Below are 18,493 nucleotides of genomic sequence, written 5' to 3'. Positions count from 1 at the left end.
GAATGCCTTCCGGTCTCGCCGCGCTGCTTGATGACGTCGCGGGCATCACCAAGCTCGCCGCCGCTTCGCTGGACGATATCGGCGCGGCCGCCGGCAAGGCGGGCTCCAAGGCGGTGGGCGTGGTGGTCGACGACACGGCGGTGACGCCGGGCTACGCGATGGGCTTCTCGCCCGATCGCGAACTGCCGATCGTCTGGAAGATCGCCCTGGGCTCTCTTCGCAACAAGCTGTTGTTCCTGCTGCCGGGCGCGCTCTTGCTGTCGGCGTTCGCGCCTTGGGCGGTGACGCCGATCCTGATGTGCGGCGGGGTGTATCTGGCCTTCGAGGCGACCGAGAAGGTGCTGGAGGCCTTCACGTCGCAGGCCGAGGGCGAGGCGGTGGAAGAGCTAGCCCTGAGCGGGCCGGAGCTCGAAAAGCAGAAGGTCTCCGGCGCGATCCGCACCGACCTGATCCTGTCGGCCGAGATCATGGCCATCGCCCTGGCCGATGTCGCCGACCAACCGCTCGGGATCCAAGCCGCCGCCCTGGTCATTGTCGGCGTCCTGCTGACCGTGGGGGTCTACGGCGCCGTGGCCCTGATCGTGAAGATGGACGACATCGGCCTGCATCTTTCGCGAGGGACGTCGCGCGGATTGCGCGGCTTCGGGCGCGGTCTGGTCAAGGCCATGCCCTGGACAATGGAGGCCCTGACCCTCATCGGCACGGCGGCGATGCTATGGGTCGGCGGCGGCATCATCGTCCACGGCCTGGAGAAGTTTCACCTGACTCCCGTGCCGGTCTGGGTCGAGGGGCTGTCTCACTGGGCGGGGCAGGCGCCGGTTGTGGGCGGCCTGACCGCCTGGCTGGCCTTCGCGCTGGGCTCGGCGGCCGTCGGTCTGGCGATCGGTGGCGCTTTGGCGGGGATCATGCACCTATGGCATCACCAGAAGGGTGGAGCGCAAGGTGAATGATGCTCAATAGGCGTAAGATGGAGTATCAACCTTCCCGGCAAGAGACAGATCTGTCACGGGTGCAGGAAGAGCTACTGCGTCTATTAGGGATATCAAACGGCGGGATTGTATTTTCGATTCTAGCTGCCTCAGCTCAAGAGGTAAGGCTTTGGCCGCTTCTCCGAGGCGCGGGAGCGGTAGCACTTGTTGGAGTGCTATCATTCGCGGCTGCACAGCTGGCTCGGTTGATCAATCACGACATAGCGTTCCGCAACGAGCAAAAGGGAGCGCAACGAATAGACGCCTTGGTCGAGCTCTCGCTAGATTAGTGGTTGGCTTTGCAGTTTTATCCGCTATTGCGGCATTGTTTTCAATATTGTGGGCCGGCAGCAGTCTTTGGAAGAGCTTTCCGAAATAGTCTTCTGAAAATGATAGGGCTGAGTTTAGCGCGACTAATAGGCCTAGTTGAGTTGCTCAACCCGCCTCGTTCAGCGGCGAGGCCGGTTTCCAGTCGAACAGTTCCTGCAGCATCCGCAAGGCCCGGCCGCGTGGCGAGGTCAGGTTCGGGTCCCTGGTCAGGATCAGGCGCGCGTCGTCGGCCGCCACGGCGATCAGGTCGCGGTGCGCCGCCGGGTCGGCCAGGCGATAGGCCGGGAAGCCGCTTTGCTTGAGCCCCAGCGGGTCGCCGCCCCCGCGCAGTTCGAGGTCCTTTTCGGCGATCTCGAAACCGTCGTCGCTGCGGCGCAGGATATCGAGACGTTGCTGGGCCACGTCCGACAGCGGCGGGTCATAGAGCAGGACGCAAGAGCTCTCTCTCGCCCCTCGACCGACCCGACCGCGCAGCTGGTGTAGTTGGGCCAGGCCGAAGCGATCGGCGTGTTCGATGACCATGATGCTGGCGTTGGGCACATTGACCCCGACCTCGACCACCGTGGTGGCGACCAGCACGCTGACCTCGCCATCGACGAAGCGCTGCATCACCGCGTCCTTCTCCGCCGGGGGCATCTGGCCGTGCACCAGGCCGACGCCGGGCAGGCGCCGGGCGAGATCGGCGGCGCGATCCTCGGCGGCGCGCAGGTCGACCTTTTCGGACTCCGAGACGAGCGGGCAGATCCAGAACGCCTGGGCTCCGCCGGCGATAGCGCCCCGCAGGCGCTCGACGATCTCGGGGACCCGCGGCGTCGGCGCGGCGCGGGTGGCGACGGGCGTGCGGCCCGGCGGCTTTTCGTCGATGCGCGAGACGTCCAGGTCGCCGAACAGGGTCAGCTCCAGGGTGCGCGGTATCGGGGTGGCCGACATGGCCAGCAGATGGACGCCTTCGCCGCCGTGGGCGCCCTTGTCCTGCAGGCGGCGGCGCTCGTTGACGCCAAAGCGGTGCTGTTCGTCGATGATCGTCAAGGCGAGGTTGTTGTAGACGACCTCGTCCTGAAAGAGGGCGTGGGTGCCGACGATCACGTGGTGCGAACCATCCGCTATCCCGGCCAGCTTGGCCGCGCGGCCCGCGCCCTTGTCGCGGCCAGTCAGCAGCACCACCGACAGGCCCAGGGCCTCTAGCGGCGCGGCGATCGTCTCGAAATGCTGGCGGGCCAGGATTTCCGTCGGCGCCATCAGGGCTGACTGGAAGCCGGCGCTGGCCGCGTCGGCCATGGCCAGCATGGCCACCACGGTCTTGCCCGAGCCGACATCGCCCTGGAGCAACCGGCTCATCCGTTCGCCCGAGGCCAGGTCGCCGCGGATCTCGGAGAGGCTTCGGATCTGAGCGCCCGTCAATCTGAAGGGCAGGGCCTTCTCGGCGGCTTCTGAAAGCGCGCCCGCCGGAATGCGCGGCCCCGGCGTCGCGCGTCGCGAGGCCTTGCGCTGGGCCAGGGCGAGCTGATGGGCCAGAAGTTCGTCATAGGCCAGGCGGCGGCGCGGACTGGCCAAGGGCGACAGATCGGCCTCGCTGGCGGGGGCGTGCAGGGCCGCCAGGGCCTCGCGCCAGCCAGGCAGTCTTTCGCGCTCCCGCCAGGCCGGATCCTGCCATTCGGGCAGCTCGGGGGCGCGGGCCAAGGCCTCCAGCGCGAATTTGCGGAAGGCGCGCGAGGGCAGGCCATGGGTGGCGGGGTAGACCGTCTCGATCGCGGGAATGTCGCCGGCCTTGGCCTCGTCGACGATATAGTCCGGATGGGCGATCTGCAGTTCGGAGGCGTAGCCGTCGGGCCTTTCGACCTTGCCGCTGACGGCGCGGCGCGCGCCCTTCGGGTGCTGGCGTTCCAGATGCGGTCCGTGACCCTTGAACCAGATCAGGGTGAGGAAGCCCGTGCCGTCCCAGGCGCGGATCTTCCAAGGATAGCCCAGGCGGTGCGGCGGCTGATGCGCGTCGATCGTGACCACGAAGGTCTGGACCTGTCCCTCGACGGCCTGGTCGACCGTGGTCAGGCCGCGCCGGATCAGGCCCGTCGGCGCGGTGAACAGGACGTCGCGCACGATCGGCCCCGCCAGCTTCTCGACGAGCGGCGCGACGCGGGGACCCACGCCCTTGAGCGTGGATACCGAGGTGAACAGGGGAAAGAGAATCTCCGGACGCATTCGCCGCGACCATAGCCCGAGCGCGCCCAGCCGGCAGCGGTTTAGTCGGCCTGATTCATCACCGGCTGCAGGGCGATGACGATGTCGGAATATTCGTCCGCCCGCGACGCGCCCGAGACGTTCAGGCGGGTGTAGAGCCAGGTCGCGCCATGGCGGGCGTAGGCTTCCGACCAGCGCGCCTTAGCGTCGACCAGGTTGTTGGCTTCGCCCGCGTAGACGACCTGGCCCCCGGCGTCGACATAGAGGTAGTTGCCGGCGATCGTGGTCGCCGGTTCGCCGCTTTCGGCCAGCTTGTAGCGGTAGACCGCGCCCGAGGCGCCCTTGACTTCGATATAAGGCTTCACGCTGTCCTCGCCACTAAAAGCCACCCGGCGGAGGGCTTGAGATTCAAATGTTTATAGCGCATCCGCGCGCGGAAGCAGCGGATGATTTCGCCTAATGCGCGCGTTCGTGGTGAAGCGCGCCGTGGGCCAAATTATGGCTGCTTGGCTATGGCCGCAGGACGCCGGAACGCGCCAGGAACCGGCGCGTCCGCTCCTCGCGCGGCGAGGCCAAGAGCTGTTTCGACGGGCCTTGCTCGACGATAACGCCCCCGTCCATGAAGATCGTCCGGTCGGCCACGTCGCGGGCGAAATCCATCTGATGGGTGACGATCACCATGGTGCGCTTCTCGGCCGCCAGGTCGCGGATCACGGCCAGGACCTCGCCCACCAGTTCGGGGTCGAGGGCGGAGGTCGGCTCGTCGAAAAGGATGACTTCGGGATCCATGGCCAGCGCCCGAGCGATCGCGCAACGCTGCTGCTGGCCGCCGGACAGAGCGGCCGGGTAGGCGTCGGCGCGGCCGCCCAGGCCAACCTTTTCCAACAGCTGCAGGCCCCGGGCGACGGCCTGGGTCGGATCCGCCTTGCGGACGACCACCGGGCCCTCGATCACATTCCGAAGCGCGGTCTTGTGCGGGAAGAGGTTGAAGTTCTGGAAGACGAAGCCGACCCGCCCATTAAGCGCCTTGGCCAGGGGAACCTTCCCGCCGGCCGTGACGCCCGCGATCGTCAGCTCGCCGCCATTCAGCGGCTCAAGCCCCGCGAGGCAGCGCAGCAGGGTGCTCTTGCCCGAACCGCTCGGGCCGATGACGGCCACCACCTCGCCGGGGCTGACGGTCAGGTCGACGCCGGCCAGCACAGGGGTGTCGCCGAAGCGTTTGCGCGGGCCCTTGGCTTCGATCGCGCTCATCGGCGGCCCTCCGCCGCGCGGCGCTCCAGTTGACCCTGAAGGGCCGCGAGCACGGTCGAGACGATCCAGTAGATGGCGGCGGCCGCCAGATACATGGCGAAAATCTCGTAGGTTCGGGCGGTGATCAACTGGGCTTGGCGGAACAGCTCGGGGACCTGAATCGTGGCGGCCAGTGAGGTGTCCTTCACGAGGCCGATGAAGCTATTGGACAAGGGCGCCACCGCCGTGCGAGCCGCTTGGGGCAGGATGATCCGCCGTAGGGTTTGACCCCGGCTCATGCCGAGCACGCTGGCGGCTTCCCACTGGCCCCTGTCGACGGCGTCGATCGCGCTGCGCAGGATCTCGCAGGCATAGGCGCCGACGTTCAGCGAAAAGCCGATGCCGGCGGCCAGGAGCGGCGGCATCTCGATGCCGAACTGCGGCAAGCCGTAGTAGATCAGAAAGAGCTGCACCAGCAGCGGCGTGCCGCGAAAGGCCGAGACATAGGCGGACGCCGGCCATCGAAGCAGCGGCGAGCGCGACAGCCGCATCAGGGCCAGGCCGAAGCCGAGACAGACGCCAATCCCCATGCCGATCACGCTGAGCAGAACGGTGTAGACCGCGCCCTTCAGCAGAAACGGCGCCGACTGGCGCAGCAGATCGAGACCGCTCTCCATGCCTAGTGGGTCACGTCCAGGCCGAACCACTTTTGCGAGATCGCGCTCAATTTGCCGCTGGACCGCAGCGCGTCGATGGCTTGGTCGATGACGACCTTGAGGCCCGGATCCTTCTTCATCGCCACGCCCGCGCCCTGGGCCGCGAAGGGCGCGCCCGACGCAATGAATTCCGGCGAGGTCTTGACGAAGTCGGCGGCGACCAGACGATCGTTCAGCACCGCGTCGATGCGGCCGGCCTTCAGGTCCTGGTACTTGGTGGGATCGTCGTCATAGGTGCGGATGTCGGCGCTCGGCACGTTGGCGCGCGCCCACTGCTCGTAGTTGGTGCCCAGGCCGACGCCGACTTTCTTGCCGGCCAGGTCCTCGGGCTTTTCCAGGCCAGGCCGGTCCTTCAGCTTGATGATCTGGACGCCCGAGATCGTGTAGGGCTCGGAAAAATCGTATTTGGCCTCGCGTTCGGGCGTGATGGTGATCTGGTTGATCACCACGTCGGCGCGGCCGGATTCCAGCGCGCCCAGCAGGCCGGCGAAAGGCGCGGTCTGGAATTTCGGCTTCAAGCCCAGTTGGGCGGCAAGCGCCTTGGCGAAATCGACCTCGAAGCCCGTCAGTTGGCCGTCCTTGCCCTGGAAATTGAAGGGCGGATAGGTGCCTTCCAGGGCGATGCGCAGCACGCCGGAGGCCTTAATCCGCTCCCAGGCGCTGGCGGTCTCCGCCTTCTTGGCGCAGGCGGCGAGGAGCGAAAGGCCAAGACCGGTCAGGACGGCGCGGCGGGCGGGGAATCGCATCGAAAGACCTTAGGGCGGAAAATTCTCGCTCATTTCTATACGGGCGCGCGCGGTTCGCCAGCCCGAACATGACGGTCTCAAGTCGGATGTCGCCTCGCCGGCGGGCTTCAGTCGGCCCAGTAAGCCACGTGGATGTGCATGCGCCCGATGTCCTTGCCCTTGAAGATCAGACCGCCGTTCGGACTGAACTGGACGTGGGCCGGGATCTCGTCGCGATGCACGGTGAGGGTCTCGCCAAAGCGGGTGTCGGTCAGGCGCACGGTTTCCGGCACCTCGGTCGCGGGCATCAGTGGCGTGATGCCGTTCACGGTCAGAATGCCGAACTGCCGCCACTTCTTGGGCTTGGCCTGCTTGCCGTTCCAGTTCTCGCCCAGGCGTTCGCTGGCGATGTGCTGGACGGGAATGTCGGTGATGCCGATCAGCTGGTCGTCGCGCCATTGCTGATAGAACCAGCTGTCGACGCTGCCAGCCGAGCAGAAGTTCTCGTTGACGATGTTGGGCCAGCTGTCGCGGATGGCCAGGGCCTTGGCGTTGAACAGCTGGAAGTAGCCGTTCGGCTGAGAGTTCGTCGTCTCGCTGGTCTTGCCCTCGACCTTCTGGCTGTCGATCCGGGTCGTGAAATAGAGGCACCCGGGATTCCACGAGTGCGACATGAAGATCTCGTAGAAGCCCTCATGCATGATGATGTCGGCGTCGGTGAAGACGATCCAGTCGGCGTCCTTCAACACCTTCAAGCCGTCGTTCAGCATCTTGCCCTTGTTGAAGGCGTGGTCGTCCTCGAAGCAGCGATCCGAGATCACCAGGGTCGCGCCGTTCGCCGCCACCACCTCCTGGGTGCGCGCGTCGTCGTTGGTCGTCACCACGATGACTTCGTCGAACTCCCGCATGTTGGGCGGCAAGGTCAGGGCCAGGTCGTCGCCGTAGCCAACCGAGGTCATCACGCAGACCACCCGGCGCGGCTTGGTCGAATTGTGACCGATCCCGACGCGGCGACCCGAGCTGGCGTCGCCCACATAGTTATCGCGCGTCTCGACCTGGCGCTTCTGCATGTGCAGCTCGGGGTCGAACATTTCGTAGGCGCGCTTGCGGATCGCCGGGCTGCCCAGCTTCTTCAGGATCTGCTTGTGCTCGGCCGAGATGATGTCGCGGTCCAGCAGGTCCAGCTGCGACGGACCCGGCTGGGCCAGGGCGCAGTAGTTGCAGAGCTCCAACTGGTCCTTGAAGTCGCTGGGCGTGCGCTGCCACCAGCCGTGCTCGACCGGCCAGGCGTGCTTGCCGTCGAAATACAGGCGGTCGATCGCGCCGGCGACCTCGCAGAAATAGGCCCCCTTGTCATTGATCGTGGCCGACCAGAGTTTCTGCACCCAGCAGTTGTCGCGGTTGTATTCCCATTCGGCGTCCGACATTCCGGTCGCGCCGGTATAGTCCTTGCGGGTGATCAGCAGCGCCTGGTGCTGGCCCGCGGTCTCGTGGGTGTTGGTGTTGAAGTGGCTGTAGACCTCCATGATCGTCTCGTAGTGACGATAGAAGCCGTTGCCGAGACTGGTCCACAGTCCGCGGCCGTTCGAGCGGTCGAACAGGCGCTGGGTGGCGAAGTCGTTGAAGTCCTTGATCGGGAACTTGCCGTTATTGGTGTTCTCGCCGCCCCACAGCTCCGCGAAGCGGCGCGAGATCCGCTCGAAATTGCCGTGAAGGGTGGGCTCGCCGGCGATGACGCCGATGAGTTTATTGGGGGCGTTCCAGCCCTCCATGCTCCTGACCGCGCGCTCGAAGGTCTCGACCGGCATGTCCGAGCGCTGGGTCTGGTGCGGGATCAGCCGCGTGCAGTTCGAGCAGGCCAGGTGGCACTTGGTGCTGATGTCGATCTGGACGATGTCCATCTCGGCGGGCGATCGCATCGGGTTCTCCGTTCCGGACGCGGCCGATTCGCGGCGGCGACGAGGCGTGCAGGATGCTATCGTTAACCATCCGGGTCGATAACACTGATCGCCGCACCTGAAAGAGAAGCGCTTAAAGCTCCAGGCCGTACAGTCGACGGTCGCGTCGTTCGCCGTCGCGGTGCACGGCGCCCTTGAGATAACCCGCCGTCTTGAAGCCCAGCTTTTCCAGCAGCCGTTCGGCGCGGTTGTCGCCGACGTGGACGCTGGCCACCAGGCTCTTGAGTCCTTCGCTGGCGGCGTGAGCGAGGAGTGCGCTGACGGCTTCCGAGCCAAATCCCTGACCCCAGCTTTCGCGTTCGATCACGAAGCGAAGTTCGGCCCGGTCGTGGCGCTTGTCGATATCGATGAACTCGCAATAGCCCAGGAACGCGCCGCTAGCGTGACGCACGGCCCAATAGGCGGCGTCGCCGGCGTTCATCTCCTCGACCTGAGCGGCGACGCGGCTGGCCACCTCGTCGGGATCCTCGATCGGCTCCTGATCCAGGTTCGACATCACCTCCGCGTCGCTGAGAAACGGATAGATCAGGGGAGCGTCTTCGACCGTCAGCGGCGCGAGGATCAGGCGTTCGGTCTCGAGGATCATGCGGTCCGGAGATTGAGTTTGAGGACTTGCGTGAGGCGGCACGCTTCCCAGCTATGGCGCGTCGCCGCCTCTAGTGGTAGAGGGGCCGCTTCGTTTTTCGCGCGGCATTTCGCCCGCGCCCGGATCGAGAACACATTCGTCATGCTCATCGGCGTTCTGCTGGCCATCAACATCGTCGTCTGCCTGGCCCTGATCGGGGTCGTGCTGCTGCAGCGGTCGGAAGGCGGCGCGCTGGGCATGGGCGGCGGTTCGTCCAGCTTCATGACCGCGCGCGGCGCGGGCGACCTGCTGACCCGCATCACCTGGATCCTGTTCTCGGTATTCCTGATCATCAGCCTGATCCTGACCATCCTGACCGGTCGTATGGATCGCGGCGGATCGGTGGCCGATCGCCTCAACATCCAGGGCCTGGACGCTAAGACCCTGAACGCCGCGCCGCAGCCGGCCGCGCCGACGCCCGGTTCGTTGAACTCGCTGCCGGCCGCTCCGAGCAACGCCCCGGCGGGCGCCATCCAGGCGCCGACGCCGCAGATCAATGCGCCCGCGCCCGCGGCGCCGGCTCCGAAGGCCGAGGCTCCGAAGGCCGAAAAGAAGCCCGCCGCGGCGTCCAAGACCGCCGAAAAGCCGGCAGAAGCCGCCGCGCCGCCCACGGTCTCGGCGCCGCCGGCCAGCCAGCCCAAGTCCTAACCGTCGAAGACGGATCCTAACCGACCCCCGAGGGCGACCTCGGGGGTTTAATCTTGTTGATGAACGCAGGTCTTTTCACCAGCGTCGTCGAATCACGGGTAATCTGATCGCCCATGACGCGGTACATCTTCATCACCGGCGGCGTGGTTTCCTCGCTTGGCAAGGGTTTGGCCTCGGCGGCGCTCGGCGCGCTGCTTCAAGCGCGTGGCTACAAGGTCCGTCTCCGTAAGCTCGATCCCTATCTGAACGTCGATCCGGGCACCATGAGCCCGTATCAGCACGGCGAGGTCTTCGTGACCGACGATGGGGCCGAGACCGACCTGGATCTGGGCCACTACGAGCGCTTCACCGGCGTGTCGGCGACCAAGGCCGACAACATCACGACGGGCCAGATCTACAAGACGATCATCGAGAAGGAGCGTCGCGGCGACTATCTGGGCGCGACCGTCCAGGTGATCCCCCACGTCACCAACGAGATCAAGGACTTTGTCCTGTCGCCGGCCATGGACGAGACGGGCAAGAAGCCGGTCGACTTCGTGCTGGTCGAGATCGGCGGCACGGTCGGCGACATCGAGGGGCTGCCGTTCTTCGAGGCCATTCGCCAGCTGCGCCAGGACCTGCCGCGCCAGCAGAGCTGCTATGTCCATCTGACGCTGCTGCCGTTCATCAAGACGGCCGGCGAGATGAAGACCAAGCCGACCCAGCACTCGGTCAAGGAGCTGCGCTCGATCGGCATCCAGCCCGACATCTTGCTATGCCGCTGCGAGCAGGAAATCCCGGCCGAGGAAAAGCGCAAGATCGCCCAGTTCTGCAATGTCCGCCCCAGCGCGGTCATCCAGGCGATGGACTCCTCGTCCATCTACGCGGTGCCGATCGACTATCACGAGCAGGGCTTGGACGCCGAGGTGCTCGACGTCTTCGGCATGAGCGACGCGCCCGCTCCGGACTTGTCGCGCTGGAAGACGATCGATCAGACCGTCCAGCATCCCGATGGCGAGGTGACCATCGCCGTGGTCGGCAAGTACACGGTTCTGAAGGACGCCTATAAGTCGCTGATCGAGGCCCTGCACCACGGCGGCCTGGCCAACAAGGTCAAGGTCAACCTGGACTGGGTCGAAAGCGAGACGTTCGAGGGCGACGAGGGCGCGGCCGCCGCGCGTCTTGAGAACGCCCACGCCATCATGGTGCCCGGCGGCTTCGGCGAGCGAGGCGCGGAAGGCAAGATCCGCGCGGCTCAGTTCGCGCGGGAGCGAAAGGTGCCTTATTTCGGCATCTGCTTCGGGATGCAGATGGCCGTCATCGAGACTCTGCGGAACGTCGCCGGGATCAAGGACGCCAGCTCTTCGGAATTTGGCCCCACGGATCGCCCGGTGGTCGGCCTGATGACCGAGTGGATCAAGGGCAACGAGATGGTCCAGCGTCGCGCCAACGACGATCTGGGCGGCACCATGCGCCTGGGCGCCTATGACGCGGTGCTGACGGCGGGATCGAAGGTCGCCCAGATCTATGGCGGCACCGAGATCAGCGAGCGCCACCGTCACCGCTACGAGGTCAATATCGGCTACGTGCACCTGATGGAGGAGGCGGGGCTGAAGCTGACGGGCCGCTCGCCCAACGGCGTATTGCCCGAAATCGTCGAGCGGGACGACCATCCTTGGTTCATCGGCGTTCAGTATCACCCCGAACTGAAGAGCCGTCCGTTCGCGCCGCACCCCCTTTTCGCCAGCTTTATCGCGGCGGCTAAGGAGCATGGGCGCTTGGTCTAAACGGTTTTTCCCCAGGTCCTTGCATGTGGGGAGAGATTCGGGCATAAGCGCGCCCTCACGCGGCGGCTCGGGCGTTCCCAGGCCGCCGCTTCCGATTTTCACGCTCAGCGAGCAGAGTCACTTCGATGGCCGTTCCTAAAAGAAAAACTTCGCCTTCTCGCCGGAACATGCGCCGGTCGCACCACGCCCTGGGCGCCAACTCGTTCATCGAGGACAAGGACACCGGCGAGCTGCGCCGTCCGCACCATGTCGACCTGAAGACCGGCATGTACAACGGCAAGCAGATCCTGACGCCGAAGGAAGACTAAGTCTCCTTCTCGTCTCCGACGGCTTGAAAACGCCGCCTGGTTACGCCGGGCGGCGTTTTTCGTCGTATTTCCGTCGCAAGCTCGAAGAACGATGTTAGCCTCCCGGGCAGGGAGGTGCGCCCATGCTCACACGCCGAACCATCGCGGCGGGACTGGGTCTTTCACTCGCCGCGCGACCCGCGCTGGCGGACGCGACCACGCTGGTCCCGCCGAGCCAAGTCCCGGCGAGCCAGGTCCCGCTCCAGGCCGCGTCCGGCGGCGCGACGGCGGATCAGCCCTTGCTGGTTCTGGACGCCTCGCTTGACGAGGACGCCCGCATGACCGTGCCGGTCATGATCAACGGGCAGGGGCCCTTCGAATTCGCCGTCGACACCGGGGCCGATCGAAGCGTCCTCACTCCAGGCCTTGTCGAGCGGATGGCCCTCCGGCCCGGGCCCGAGATCATCGTCCACGGTGTTGCCGGTTCGGTGACCAGCTCGACCGTTCGCGTGGCGGCCTTGCGCACCGGCGATGCTCGACTGTCGGATGTCGTTTTGCCGGTTCTGCCTTACGAGCGGGTAGGGGGCGATGGCTTGCTGGGCGTGGATATCTTGGACGGTCGCGACGTCGTCATGGATTTCGTCAAGAAGCAGCTGGAAGTCCGGCGCAGTCAGCCGATGCGCGACATGGTCCGCGCGGCGCGCGAGATTTCCATCTTGGCGGACCAGAAGTTTGGCCGGCTGACCTTGGCGGATTCCAGGATCGCCGGCGCGCGGTCTCTGGCCTTCATCGACTCCGGAGGCGGAGTCAGCATCGGCAACATGGCGCTCGCCCGCGCGATCGCGGCCCGTCGACGGCGTTCGCCCGATCAGGCGCGCCCGGCCCGCCTGCTGACCGCTGGGGGCGAGATGCAGCTGGGCGAATTTCGCGTCGTGCCATCGATCGTGCTGGGCGATCTGCGGATCACCAACATTCCCATGGCCTTCGCCGATCTGCACATCTTCGATGTCTGGGCGCTGAACAATCGGCCGGCGGCGCTGCTCGGCGTGGACGTGCTGCGCCTGTTCGCTCGCGTCGAACTGGATTTCGGCGCGGGGCGGGTGCTGTTCCGCCTCGGGCAGGCTGGCGGCTTGGCCCCGGCGGCCTGGAACGCCTGACGCTACTGCGAGCGGCCGCGCGCCATGACCTGGCGACGCCGTTCCTCGACGCGCTCGGGCGTAACCTCGCGGTTGTGGCCGCTGGAGCGCTCGTGCTCAAGCGCCAGACCGTCGCCGAAGGAACGGGCGTAGCCGTCGTCGATCAAGCGCTTGTAGAACGACAGGGTCTCCACCGGGATCGTCGCCATGTCCTCCGCCAGCTTCAGCGCGGTCGGCAACAGATCGGCGGCGGGGACGACGCGATTGACCAAGCCCCAGTCGGCGGCCGTGCGAGCGTCGAGGAAGTTGCCGGTCAGCGAAAGCTCCTTGGCGCGATAGAGGCCGACCAGGCGCGAGAGCTTCTGAGACAGGCCCCAACCGGGCATGATGCCGACCCGGGCGTGGGTGTCGGCGAAGCGCGCGTTTTCCGAGGCGATCAGGACATCGCAGGCCAGGGCCAGTTCGAAGCCGCCCGTGATGGCCACGCCGTTGATCGCCCCGATCACTGGCTTGCGGCAGGTTTCGACCGCGCGGACGGGGTTGGAGCGGGCGTCCTGGTCGTTGGCCGCGCTCATGGCGTCGGGATCGCCGCCGAGCTCCTTGAGGTCCAGACCCGCCGTGAACGCGCGCTCGCCGGCGCCGGTCAGGATCACGACGGCGATGTCGGGATCGGCGTCCACGGCGGTCATGGCGTCGAACAGCGCCTTGCGCAGGGCCTTTGAGAGCGCGTTCATCGCCTCCGGCCGATTGAGGGTCACGATGGCCACGGGGCCGCGTCGTTCGACGTCCAGCATGAGCTTCTCCCTTTATGACCCATGATCAGGCCGCCGCCCGAAGGGAAGTCAAGTTGCGCCCACGGCGCTTGGCGGCTAAAGCCTGCCGCGCCTTTTGGCCTTGAGGAGCAGTCCATGACCGAGATCGTCGACATCATCGCCCGCGAAATTCTCGACAGCCGGGGCAACCCGACGGTCGAAGTCGACGTCGTCCTGGAAGACGGCGCTTTCGGTCGCGCCGCGGTGCCGTCGGGCGCCTCGACAGGGGCCCACGAGGCGAACGAAAAGCGCGATGGCGACAAGGATCGCTACCTGGGCAAGGGCGTCCAGCAAGCCGTCGACGCGGTCAATGGCGAGATCTTCGACGCCCTGTCGGGCGTGGACGCCGAGGACCAGCGCCGCGTCGACAACCTGCTGATCGAGCTTGACGGCACGCCGAACAAGGCTCGCCTCGGCGCCAACGCCATCCTGGGCGTCTCGCTGGCCACCGCCAAGGCCGCCGCCGAGTCCGCCGGCCTTCCGCTCTACAAGTATGTCGGCGGCGTCAACGCTCGCGTGCTGCCAACCCCGATGATGAACATCATCAACGGCGGCGCCCACGCCGACAACCCGATCGACATCCAGGAATTCATGATCCTGCCGACGGGCGCCAAGGACTTCCGCGAAGGTCTGCGCATGGGCGCCGAGATCTTCCACGCCCTGAAGAAGGCTCTTAAGGACGCGGGCCATAACACCAATGTCGGCGACGAAGGCGGTTTCGCCCCGAACCTCGCCAGCGCTGAAGCTGCGCTCGACTTCATCGTCAAGGCTGGGGAGAAGGCCGGCTACAAGGCTGGCGACGATTTCGTCCTGGGCCTGGACGTCGCCTCGACCGAGTTCTTCAAGAACGGCAAGTACGAGCTGGAAGGCGAGGGCAAGTCGCTGGATCCGGCCGCCATGGTCGACTACCTGGCCGGCCTCGTCGCCAAGTTCCCGATCCTGACGATCGAGGACGGCATGGCCGAGGACGACTTCGACGGCTGGAAACTGCTGACCGACACCCTGGGCAAGAAGGTCCAGCTGGTCGGCGACGACCTGTTCGTGACCAACCCCAAGCGTCTGCAGATCGGCCTCGACAAGGGCCTGGCCAACTCGATCCTGGTCAAGGTCAACCAGATCGGCACGCTGTCGGAAACCATCGACGCGGTCGAGCTGGCGCATCGCCACGGCTACACCAGCGTCATGAGCCACCGCTCTGGCGAGACCGAGGATTCGACGATCGCCGACCTCGCCGTCGCCCTGAACTGCGGTCAGATCAAGACCGGTTCGCTGGCCCGCTCGGACCGCACGGCCAAGTACAACCAACTGCTACGCATCGAGGAAATGTTGGACGATCAAGGCGTATACGCCGGTCGCGCCGCGCTTAAGGGGCGCTAAGTCGCCCCATCAACCTATCGAAATGGCGAAGGCGTGGTTCTCGAAAGAGGGCCGCGCCTTTCGCGATTCTGGGTGTGACCTCGGTTTCACGCGCGCCACGCGTCCGCCCGCCGCGTCATTAACCCACAATTTTTCTAAAGGCCCGCTGTTGGTTTCAAAAGAGACCATCTCAGGCGCGTTCGCGGGCGCGAAATGGCTTCGGCGATGCGGCATCTCGATGCGGTTGAAACCATCTCATCTGAAAGCATCATTCGCCTAATTCGCGACCTGATGATTACCCTGCTCAAGGCGTGGATTTAGAAGGCGTTAAGCAGGGTCGGCGATCCTACGAATCCCTCTTTGGGACGCTCAAATGTTCGCCCGACTGCAACCCTTCCTGCCGACCGCGGCGATCTTTTTCCTGATTTTCTACTTCGCCTTTCACGCCTTGACGGGTGACAGGGGCCTTCTGTCGATCTCGCAGCGCAATGCGGACCTCGCAGCAAAAACGAAGGAACTCAGGAAGATACGCGCGGAGAGGATGGACCTGGAGGCCCGCGCTCGTCTATTACGCAACGACAGCCTGTCGGCCGATCTTCTGGAGGAACGCGCGCGTTCGCTCCTGGGATATGCCGACCCGAGAGATTATGTGATCCGCGTCAAGCGTACTGGCTGACCGATCATCTAGCCTTGGAAACGGCTGAGGGTCGGTTCGAGGATCTTGCGATCCGGGCCGATCTTGACGGCAAACGAAGGCGCTTTCTTCGCGGAACCGACGAAATATCGGCGGAAACGCTCTCAGGACGAAGGCCGCGATGAAGATTGGCCAGGGAGATTTGAATGGCGCGCACGCGCAAGGCTGATGCCTCCGAGGAGAAGGCGCCGGAAACCGGTGTCAATGCCTTCGTCGGCAAGGACGAGCTCCTGAAATTCTATCAGGACATGCTGCTGATCCGCCGCTTCGAGGAGCGCGCCGGTCAGTTGTACGGCATGGGCCTGATCGGCGGCTTCTGTCACCTCTACATCGGTCAGGAAGCCATCGCGGTCGGGATGCAGTCGATCTCGCGCAAGGGCGATCAGATCATCACCGGCTACCGTGACCACGGCCACATGCTGGCCGCCGGCATGGATCCGCGCGAGGTCATGGCCGAACTGACCGGCCGCGCCGGCGGCTCGTCCAAGGGCAAGGGCGGCTCGATGCACATGTTCGACGTCGAGACCGGCTTCTACGGCGGTCACGGCATCGTCGGCGCCCAGGTCTCGCTCGGCACCGGTCTGGCGCTGGCCAACGCCTACAAGGGCAACGGCGGCGTCTCCTACGCCTATATGGGCGACGGCGCGGCCAACCAGGGCCAAGTCTACGAGAGCTTCAACATGGCCCAGCTCTGGAAGCTGCCGGTCGTGTACGTGATCGAGAACAACCAATACGCCATGGGCACCAGCGTCGAACGCTCGGCGTCGGAAACCGCGTTCCACAAGCGCGGCGTCTCGTTCCGGATCCCGGGCGAGGAAGTCGACGGCATGGACGTGATCGCCGTGCGCGAAGCCGGCGCCCGCGCCACCGAACACGCGCGCAGCGGCCAAGGCCCCTACATCCTCGAGATGAAGACCTATCGCTATCGCGGTCACTCGATGTCCGACCCGGCCAAGTATCGCACCAAGGAAGAGGTCGACGAGGTCAAGACGACCCGCGACCCGATCGACCACATCAAGGAGCGCCTGGCCAAGGCCGGCGTCACCGAGGACGACCTGAAGGGCGTCGACGCGGAGGTGAAGCGCATCGTCGCCGAGGCCGCCGAATTCGCCCGCACGAGCCCCGAGCCCGATCCCTCGGAACTGTACACCGACGTATACCTGGAGGCCGCCGAGTGACGGACATCCTGATGCCCGCCCTTTCTCCGACCATGGAGGAAGGCACCCTGGCCAAGTGGCTGGTCAAGGAAGGCGACACCATCAAGGCCGGCGACGTGATCGCCGAGATCGAGACCGACAAGGCCACGATGGAGGTCGAGGCCGTCGACGAAGGCGTGATCGAGGCCATCCTGGTCCCGGCCGGCAGCGAGAACGTCAAGGTCAACACCCTGATCGCGCGTCTGAAAGGCGAGGGCGAAGCCGCGGCTCCGGCTGCCGCTCCCGTCGCCGCTGAAGCTGCTCCGGCTTCGGCTACGGCTCCTCCGGCCGCTGGCGGCCCGATCTCTGCCGCCTCGACCTTCGCCGATCCGGAAATCCCGGCCGGCGCGCCGCTGAAGAAGATCACGGTGCGCGACGCCCTGCGCGACGCCATGGCCGAGGAGATGCGCCGCGACGACCGCGTGTTCCTGATGGGCGAGGAAGTCGCCCAGTACCAGGGCGCCTACAAGGTCAGCCGTGAACTGCTTCAGGAGTTCGGCGAGCGCCGCGTCATCGACACCCCCATCACCGAGCACGGCTTCGCGGGCCTGGGCGTCGGCGCGGCCATGGCCGGGCTGAAGCCGATCGTCGAGTTCATGACCTGGAACTTCGCCATGCAGGCGATCGACCAGATCATCAACTCGGCCGCCAAGACGCTGTACATGTCGGGCGGCCAGATCAAATCGTCGATCGTGTTCCGCGGTCCGAACGGCGCGGCCTCGCGCGTGGCGGCCCAGCACAGCCAGGACTACGCCGCCTGGTACGGCAACGTCCCGGGCTTGAAGGTGATCGCGCCTTATGACGCCGCCGACGCCAAGGGCCTCTTGAAGGCCGCGATCCGCGATCCGAACCCGGTCGTCTTCCTCGAACACGAGATGATGTACGGCCACGAGTTCGACATTCCGGACGTCGAGGACTGGGTCGTGCCGATCGGCAAGGCCAAGGTCCGCCGCGAAGGCTCGGACGTGACCCTGGTCGCCTACAGCCGCATGGTCGGTTTCGCGCTGAAGGCGGCCGAGGAACTGGAGAAGGAAGGTATTCAGGCGGAGGTCGTCGACCTGCGGACGATCCGTCCGATGGACCACGCGACGATCCTGGAAAGCGTGAAGAAGACCAACCGCCTGGTCACGGTCGAGGAAGGCTGGGGCCCGATGGGCGTCGGCGCCGAGATCGTCGCCCGCATCACCGAGCACGGCTTCGACTACCTGGACGCCCCGCCGCTGCGGGTTCACCAGGAAGACGTGCCGCTGCCCTACGCGGCGAATCTGGAAGCCCTGTCGCTGCCTTCGGTCGAGAAGATCGTGAAGGCGGCGAAGACGGTCAGCTACCGCTAGGATGGGCGCGGTCCTCGTTCCCGACGAGCGAGGGCCGCGACCTCTCGGCCAATGCATTCATCCCGCCGCGAAGCGGGGTATCGTGGACGCCGGCCCGAACTCGCCCGAAGGGGCCGCCACCGTCCCGAACGCTTGAGGAATAAGCTCAATGTCGATCGACATCCTGATGCCCGCCCTGTCGCCCACCATGGAGGAGGGAACCCTCGCCAAGTGGCACGTCAAGGTCGGCGACACGGTCAAAGCCGGCGACGTGATCGCCGAAATCGAGACCGACAAGGCGACCATGGAAGTCGAGGCCGTCGATGAAGGGGTGGTCGAGGCCATCCTGGTCGAGGCCGGGACCGAGAACGTTAAGGTCAACGCCCTGATCGCCAAGCTGGCGGGCGAGGGCGAGAGCCCCGCGCCGGCCCCGAAGGCCGAAGCGCCCAAGGCCGCCGCCGCGCCGGCTCCGACTGCGGTTGCTCCCGCCGCCCCGTCGCCCGCCGCGCCCGCGCCGGCCGCCCCCGTCGCCGCTGACGGCTCGCGCGTTTTCGC

Annotated in this window: 18 protein-coding genes; 10 read left to right on the top strand and 8 right to left on the bottom strand. The window is 65.9% G+C overall.

Annotated elements, in window-relative coordinates; all coding sequences use genetic code 11:
- The first annotated feature begins 2 nt into the window (after nt 1-2).
- Entirely contained in the window at nt 3-950 is a 948-nt protein-coding gene (locus tag FCU40_RS05900) for a DUF808 domain-containing protein (protein WP_168073603.1), read from the top strand.
- A gap of 453 nt (nt 951-1,403) precedes the next feature.
- On the opposite strand, the gene recG is transcribed toward FCU40_RS05900, so the two are convergent.
- From recG to FCU40_RS05865, 7 genes are all read right to left on the bottom strand, one after another.
- Nucleotides 1,404-3,497, bottom strand: a complete 2,094-nt coding sequence (recG, locus tag FCU40_RS05895; RefSeq protein WP_168073601.1) for an ATP-dependent DNA helicase RecG — start codon at nt 3,495-3,497, stop codon at nt 1,404-1,406.
- 41 nt (nt 3,498-3,538) lie between these two features.
- Nucleotides 3,539-3,841: a hypothetical protein gene (locus FCU40_RS05890; protein WP_004615441.1), complete on the bottom strand. Its 303-nt coding sequence runs from the start codon at nt 3,839-3,841 to the stop codon at nt 3,539-3,541.
- 145 nt (nt 3,842-3,986) lie between these two features.
- Nucleotides 3,987-4,727, bottom strand: coding sequence for an amino acid ABC transporter ATP-binding protein (locus tag FCU40_RS05885; protein WP_168073599.1), 741 nt, complete (start codon nt 4,725-4,727; stop codon nt 3,987-3,989).
- Nucleotides 4,724-5,383, bottom strand: a complete 660-nt coding sequence (tcyL, locus tag FCU40_RS05880) for a cystine ABC transporter permease (protein ID WP_004615439.1) — start codon at nt 5,381-5,383, stop codon at nt 4,724-4,726. The genes FCU40_RS05885 and tcyL overlap by 4 nt, the downstream gene beginning before the upstream one ends.
- Nucleotides 5,384-5,385: 2 nt before the next feature.
- Nucleotides 5,386-6,168 (bottom strand): cystine ABC transporter substrate-binding protein, encoded by a 783-nt coding sequence (gene tcyJ, locus FCU40_RS05875; protein WP_168073597.1) that lies wholly within the window; start codon nt 6,166-6,168, stop codon nt 5,386-5,388.
- 107 nt (nt 6,169-6,275) lie between these two features.
- Nucleotides 6,276-8,066, bottom strand: a complete 1,791-nt coding sequence (locus FCU40_RS05870) for a glycosyltransferase family A protein (RefSeq protein WP_004615437.1) — start codon at nt 8,064-8,066, stop codon at nt 6,276-6,278.
- Between the two features lie 112 nt (nt 8,067-8,178).
- Nucleotides 8,179-8,691 carry a GNAT family N-acetyltransferase gene (locus FCU40_RS05865; protein ID WP_168073595.1) on the bottom strand — a complete coding sequence of 171 codons (513 nt, stop codon included), beginning with the start codon at nt 8,689-8,691 and terminating at the stop codon, nt 8,179-8,181.
- Nucleotides 8,692-8,832: 141 nt separating this feature from the next.
- Here FCU40_RS05865 and secG point away from each other — a divergent pair, with 141 nt between their 5' ends.
- The 4 genes from secG to FCU40_RS05845 all read left to right on the top strand — a co-directional run bounded on the left by secG (nt 8,833) and on the right by FCU40_RS05845 (nt 12,588).
- Nucleotides 8,833-9,378, top strand: a complete 546-nt coding sequence (gene secG, locus FCU40_RS05860; protein WP_168073593.1) for a preprotein translocase subunit SecG — start codon at nt 8,833-8,835, stop codon at nt 9,376-9,378.
- A 113-nt stretch (nt 9,379-9,491) separates the two neighbouring features.
- Nucleotides 9,492-11,144, top strand: coding sequence for a CTP synthase (locus FCU40_RS05855; protein ID WP_168073591.1), 1,653 nt, complete (start codon nt 9,492-9,494; stop codon nt 11,142-11,144).
- Between the two features lie 125 nt (nt 11,145-11,269).
- On the top strand, nt 11,270-11,452 hold the full coding sequence (gene rpmF / locus FCU40_RS05850) for a 50S ribosomal protein L32 (RefSeq protein WP_010919589.1): 183 nt from the start codon (nt 11,270-11,272) through the stop codon (nt 11,450-11,452).
- Between the two features lie 122 nt (nt 11,453-11,574).
- On the top strand, nt 11,575-12,588 hold the full coding sequence (locus FCU40_RS05845) for a retropepsin-like aspartic protease (protein WP_168073589.1): 1,014 nt from the start codon (nt 11,575-11,577) through the stop codon (nt 12,586-12,588).
- 2 nt (nt 12,589-12,590) lie between these two features.
- Here the strand turns inward: FCU40_RS05845 and FCU40_RS05840 are convergent, their stop codons facing one another.
- Nucleotides 12,591-13,361 (bottom strand): enoyl-CoA hydratase, encoded by a 771-nt coding sequence (locus FCU40_RS05840; RefSeq protein ID WP_168073587.1) that lies wholly within the window; start codon nt 13,359-13,361, stop codon nt 12,591-12,593.
- 114 nt (nt 13,362-13,475) lie between these two features.
- On the opposite strand from FCU40_RS05840, the gene eno reads away from it, so the two are divergent.
- The 5 genes from eno to FCU40_RS05815 all read left to right on the top strand — a co-directional run.
- On the top strand, nt 13,476-14,756 hold the full coding sequence (gene eno / locus FCU40_RS05835; RefSeq protein ID WP_004615430.1) for a phosphopyruvate hydratase: 1,281 nt from the start codon (nt 13,476-13,478) through the stop codon (nt 14,754-14,756).
- Nucleotides 14,757-15,108: 352 nt separating this feature from the next.
- Nucleotides 15,109-15,411 (top strand): septum formation initiator family protein, encoded by a 303-nt coding sequence (locus FCU40_RS05830; RefSeq protein WP_004615428.1) that lies wholly within the window; start codon nt 15,109-15,111, stop codon nt 15,409-15,411.
- Between the two features lie 164 nt (nt 15,412-15,575).
- Entirely contained in the window at nt 15,576-16,607 is a 1,032-nt protein-coding gene (pdhA, locus tag FCU40_RS05825) for a pyruvate dehydrogenase (acetyl-transferring) E1 component subunit alpha (RefSeq protein WP_168073585.1), read from the top strand.
- Nucleotides 16,604-17,959, top strand: a complete 1,356-nt coding sequence (locus FCU40_RS05820; RefSeq protein ID WP_168073583.1) for a pyruvate dehydrogenase complex E1 component subunit beta — start codon at nt 16,604-16,606, stop codon at nt 17,957-17,959. The genes pdhA and FCU40_RS05820 overlap by 4 nt, the downstream gene beginning before the upstream one ends.
- A gap of 148 nt (nt 17,960-18,107) precedes the next feature.
- Nucleotides 18,108-18,493, top strand: a 386-nt coding sequence (locus FCU40_RS05815) for a biotin/lipoyl-containing protein (RefSeq protein ID WP_168073581.1), incomplete at its 3' end; no start/stop codon positions are given.

The organism is Caulobacter sp. SSI4214 (assembly GCF_012184455.1).
GTDB classification, from domain to species: domain Bacteria; phylum Pseudomonadota; class Alphaproteobacteria; order Caulobacterales; family Caulobacteraceae; genus Caulobacter; species Caulobacter vibrioides_E.
The sequence above is the reverse complement of the archived record's forward strand: the minus strand, read 5'-3'. Positions and strand labels throughout refer to the sequence as shown.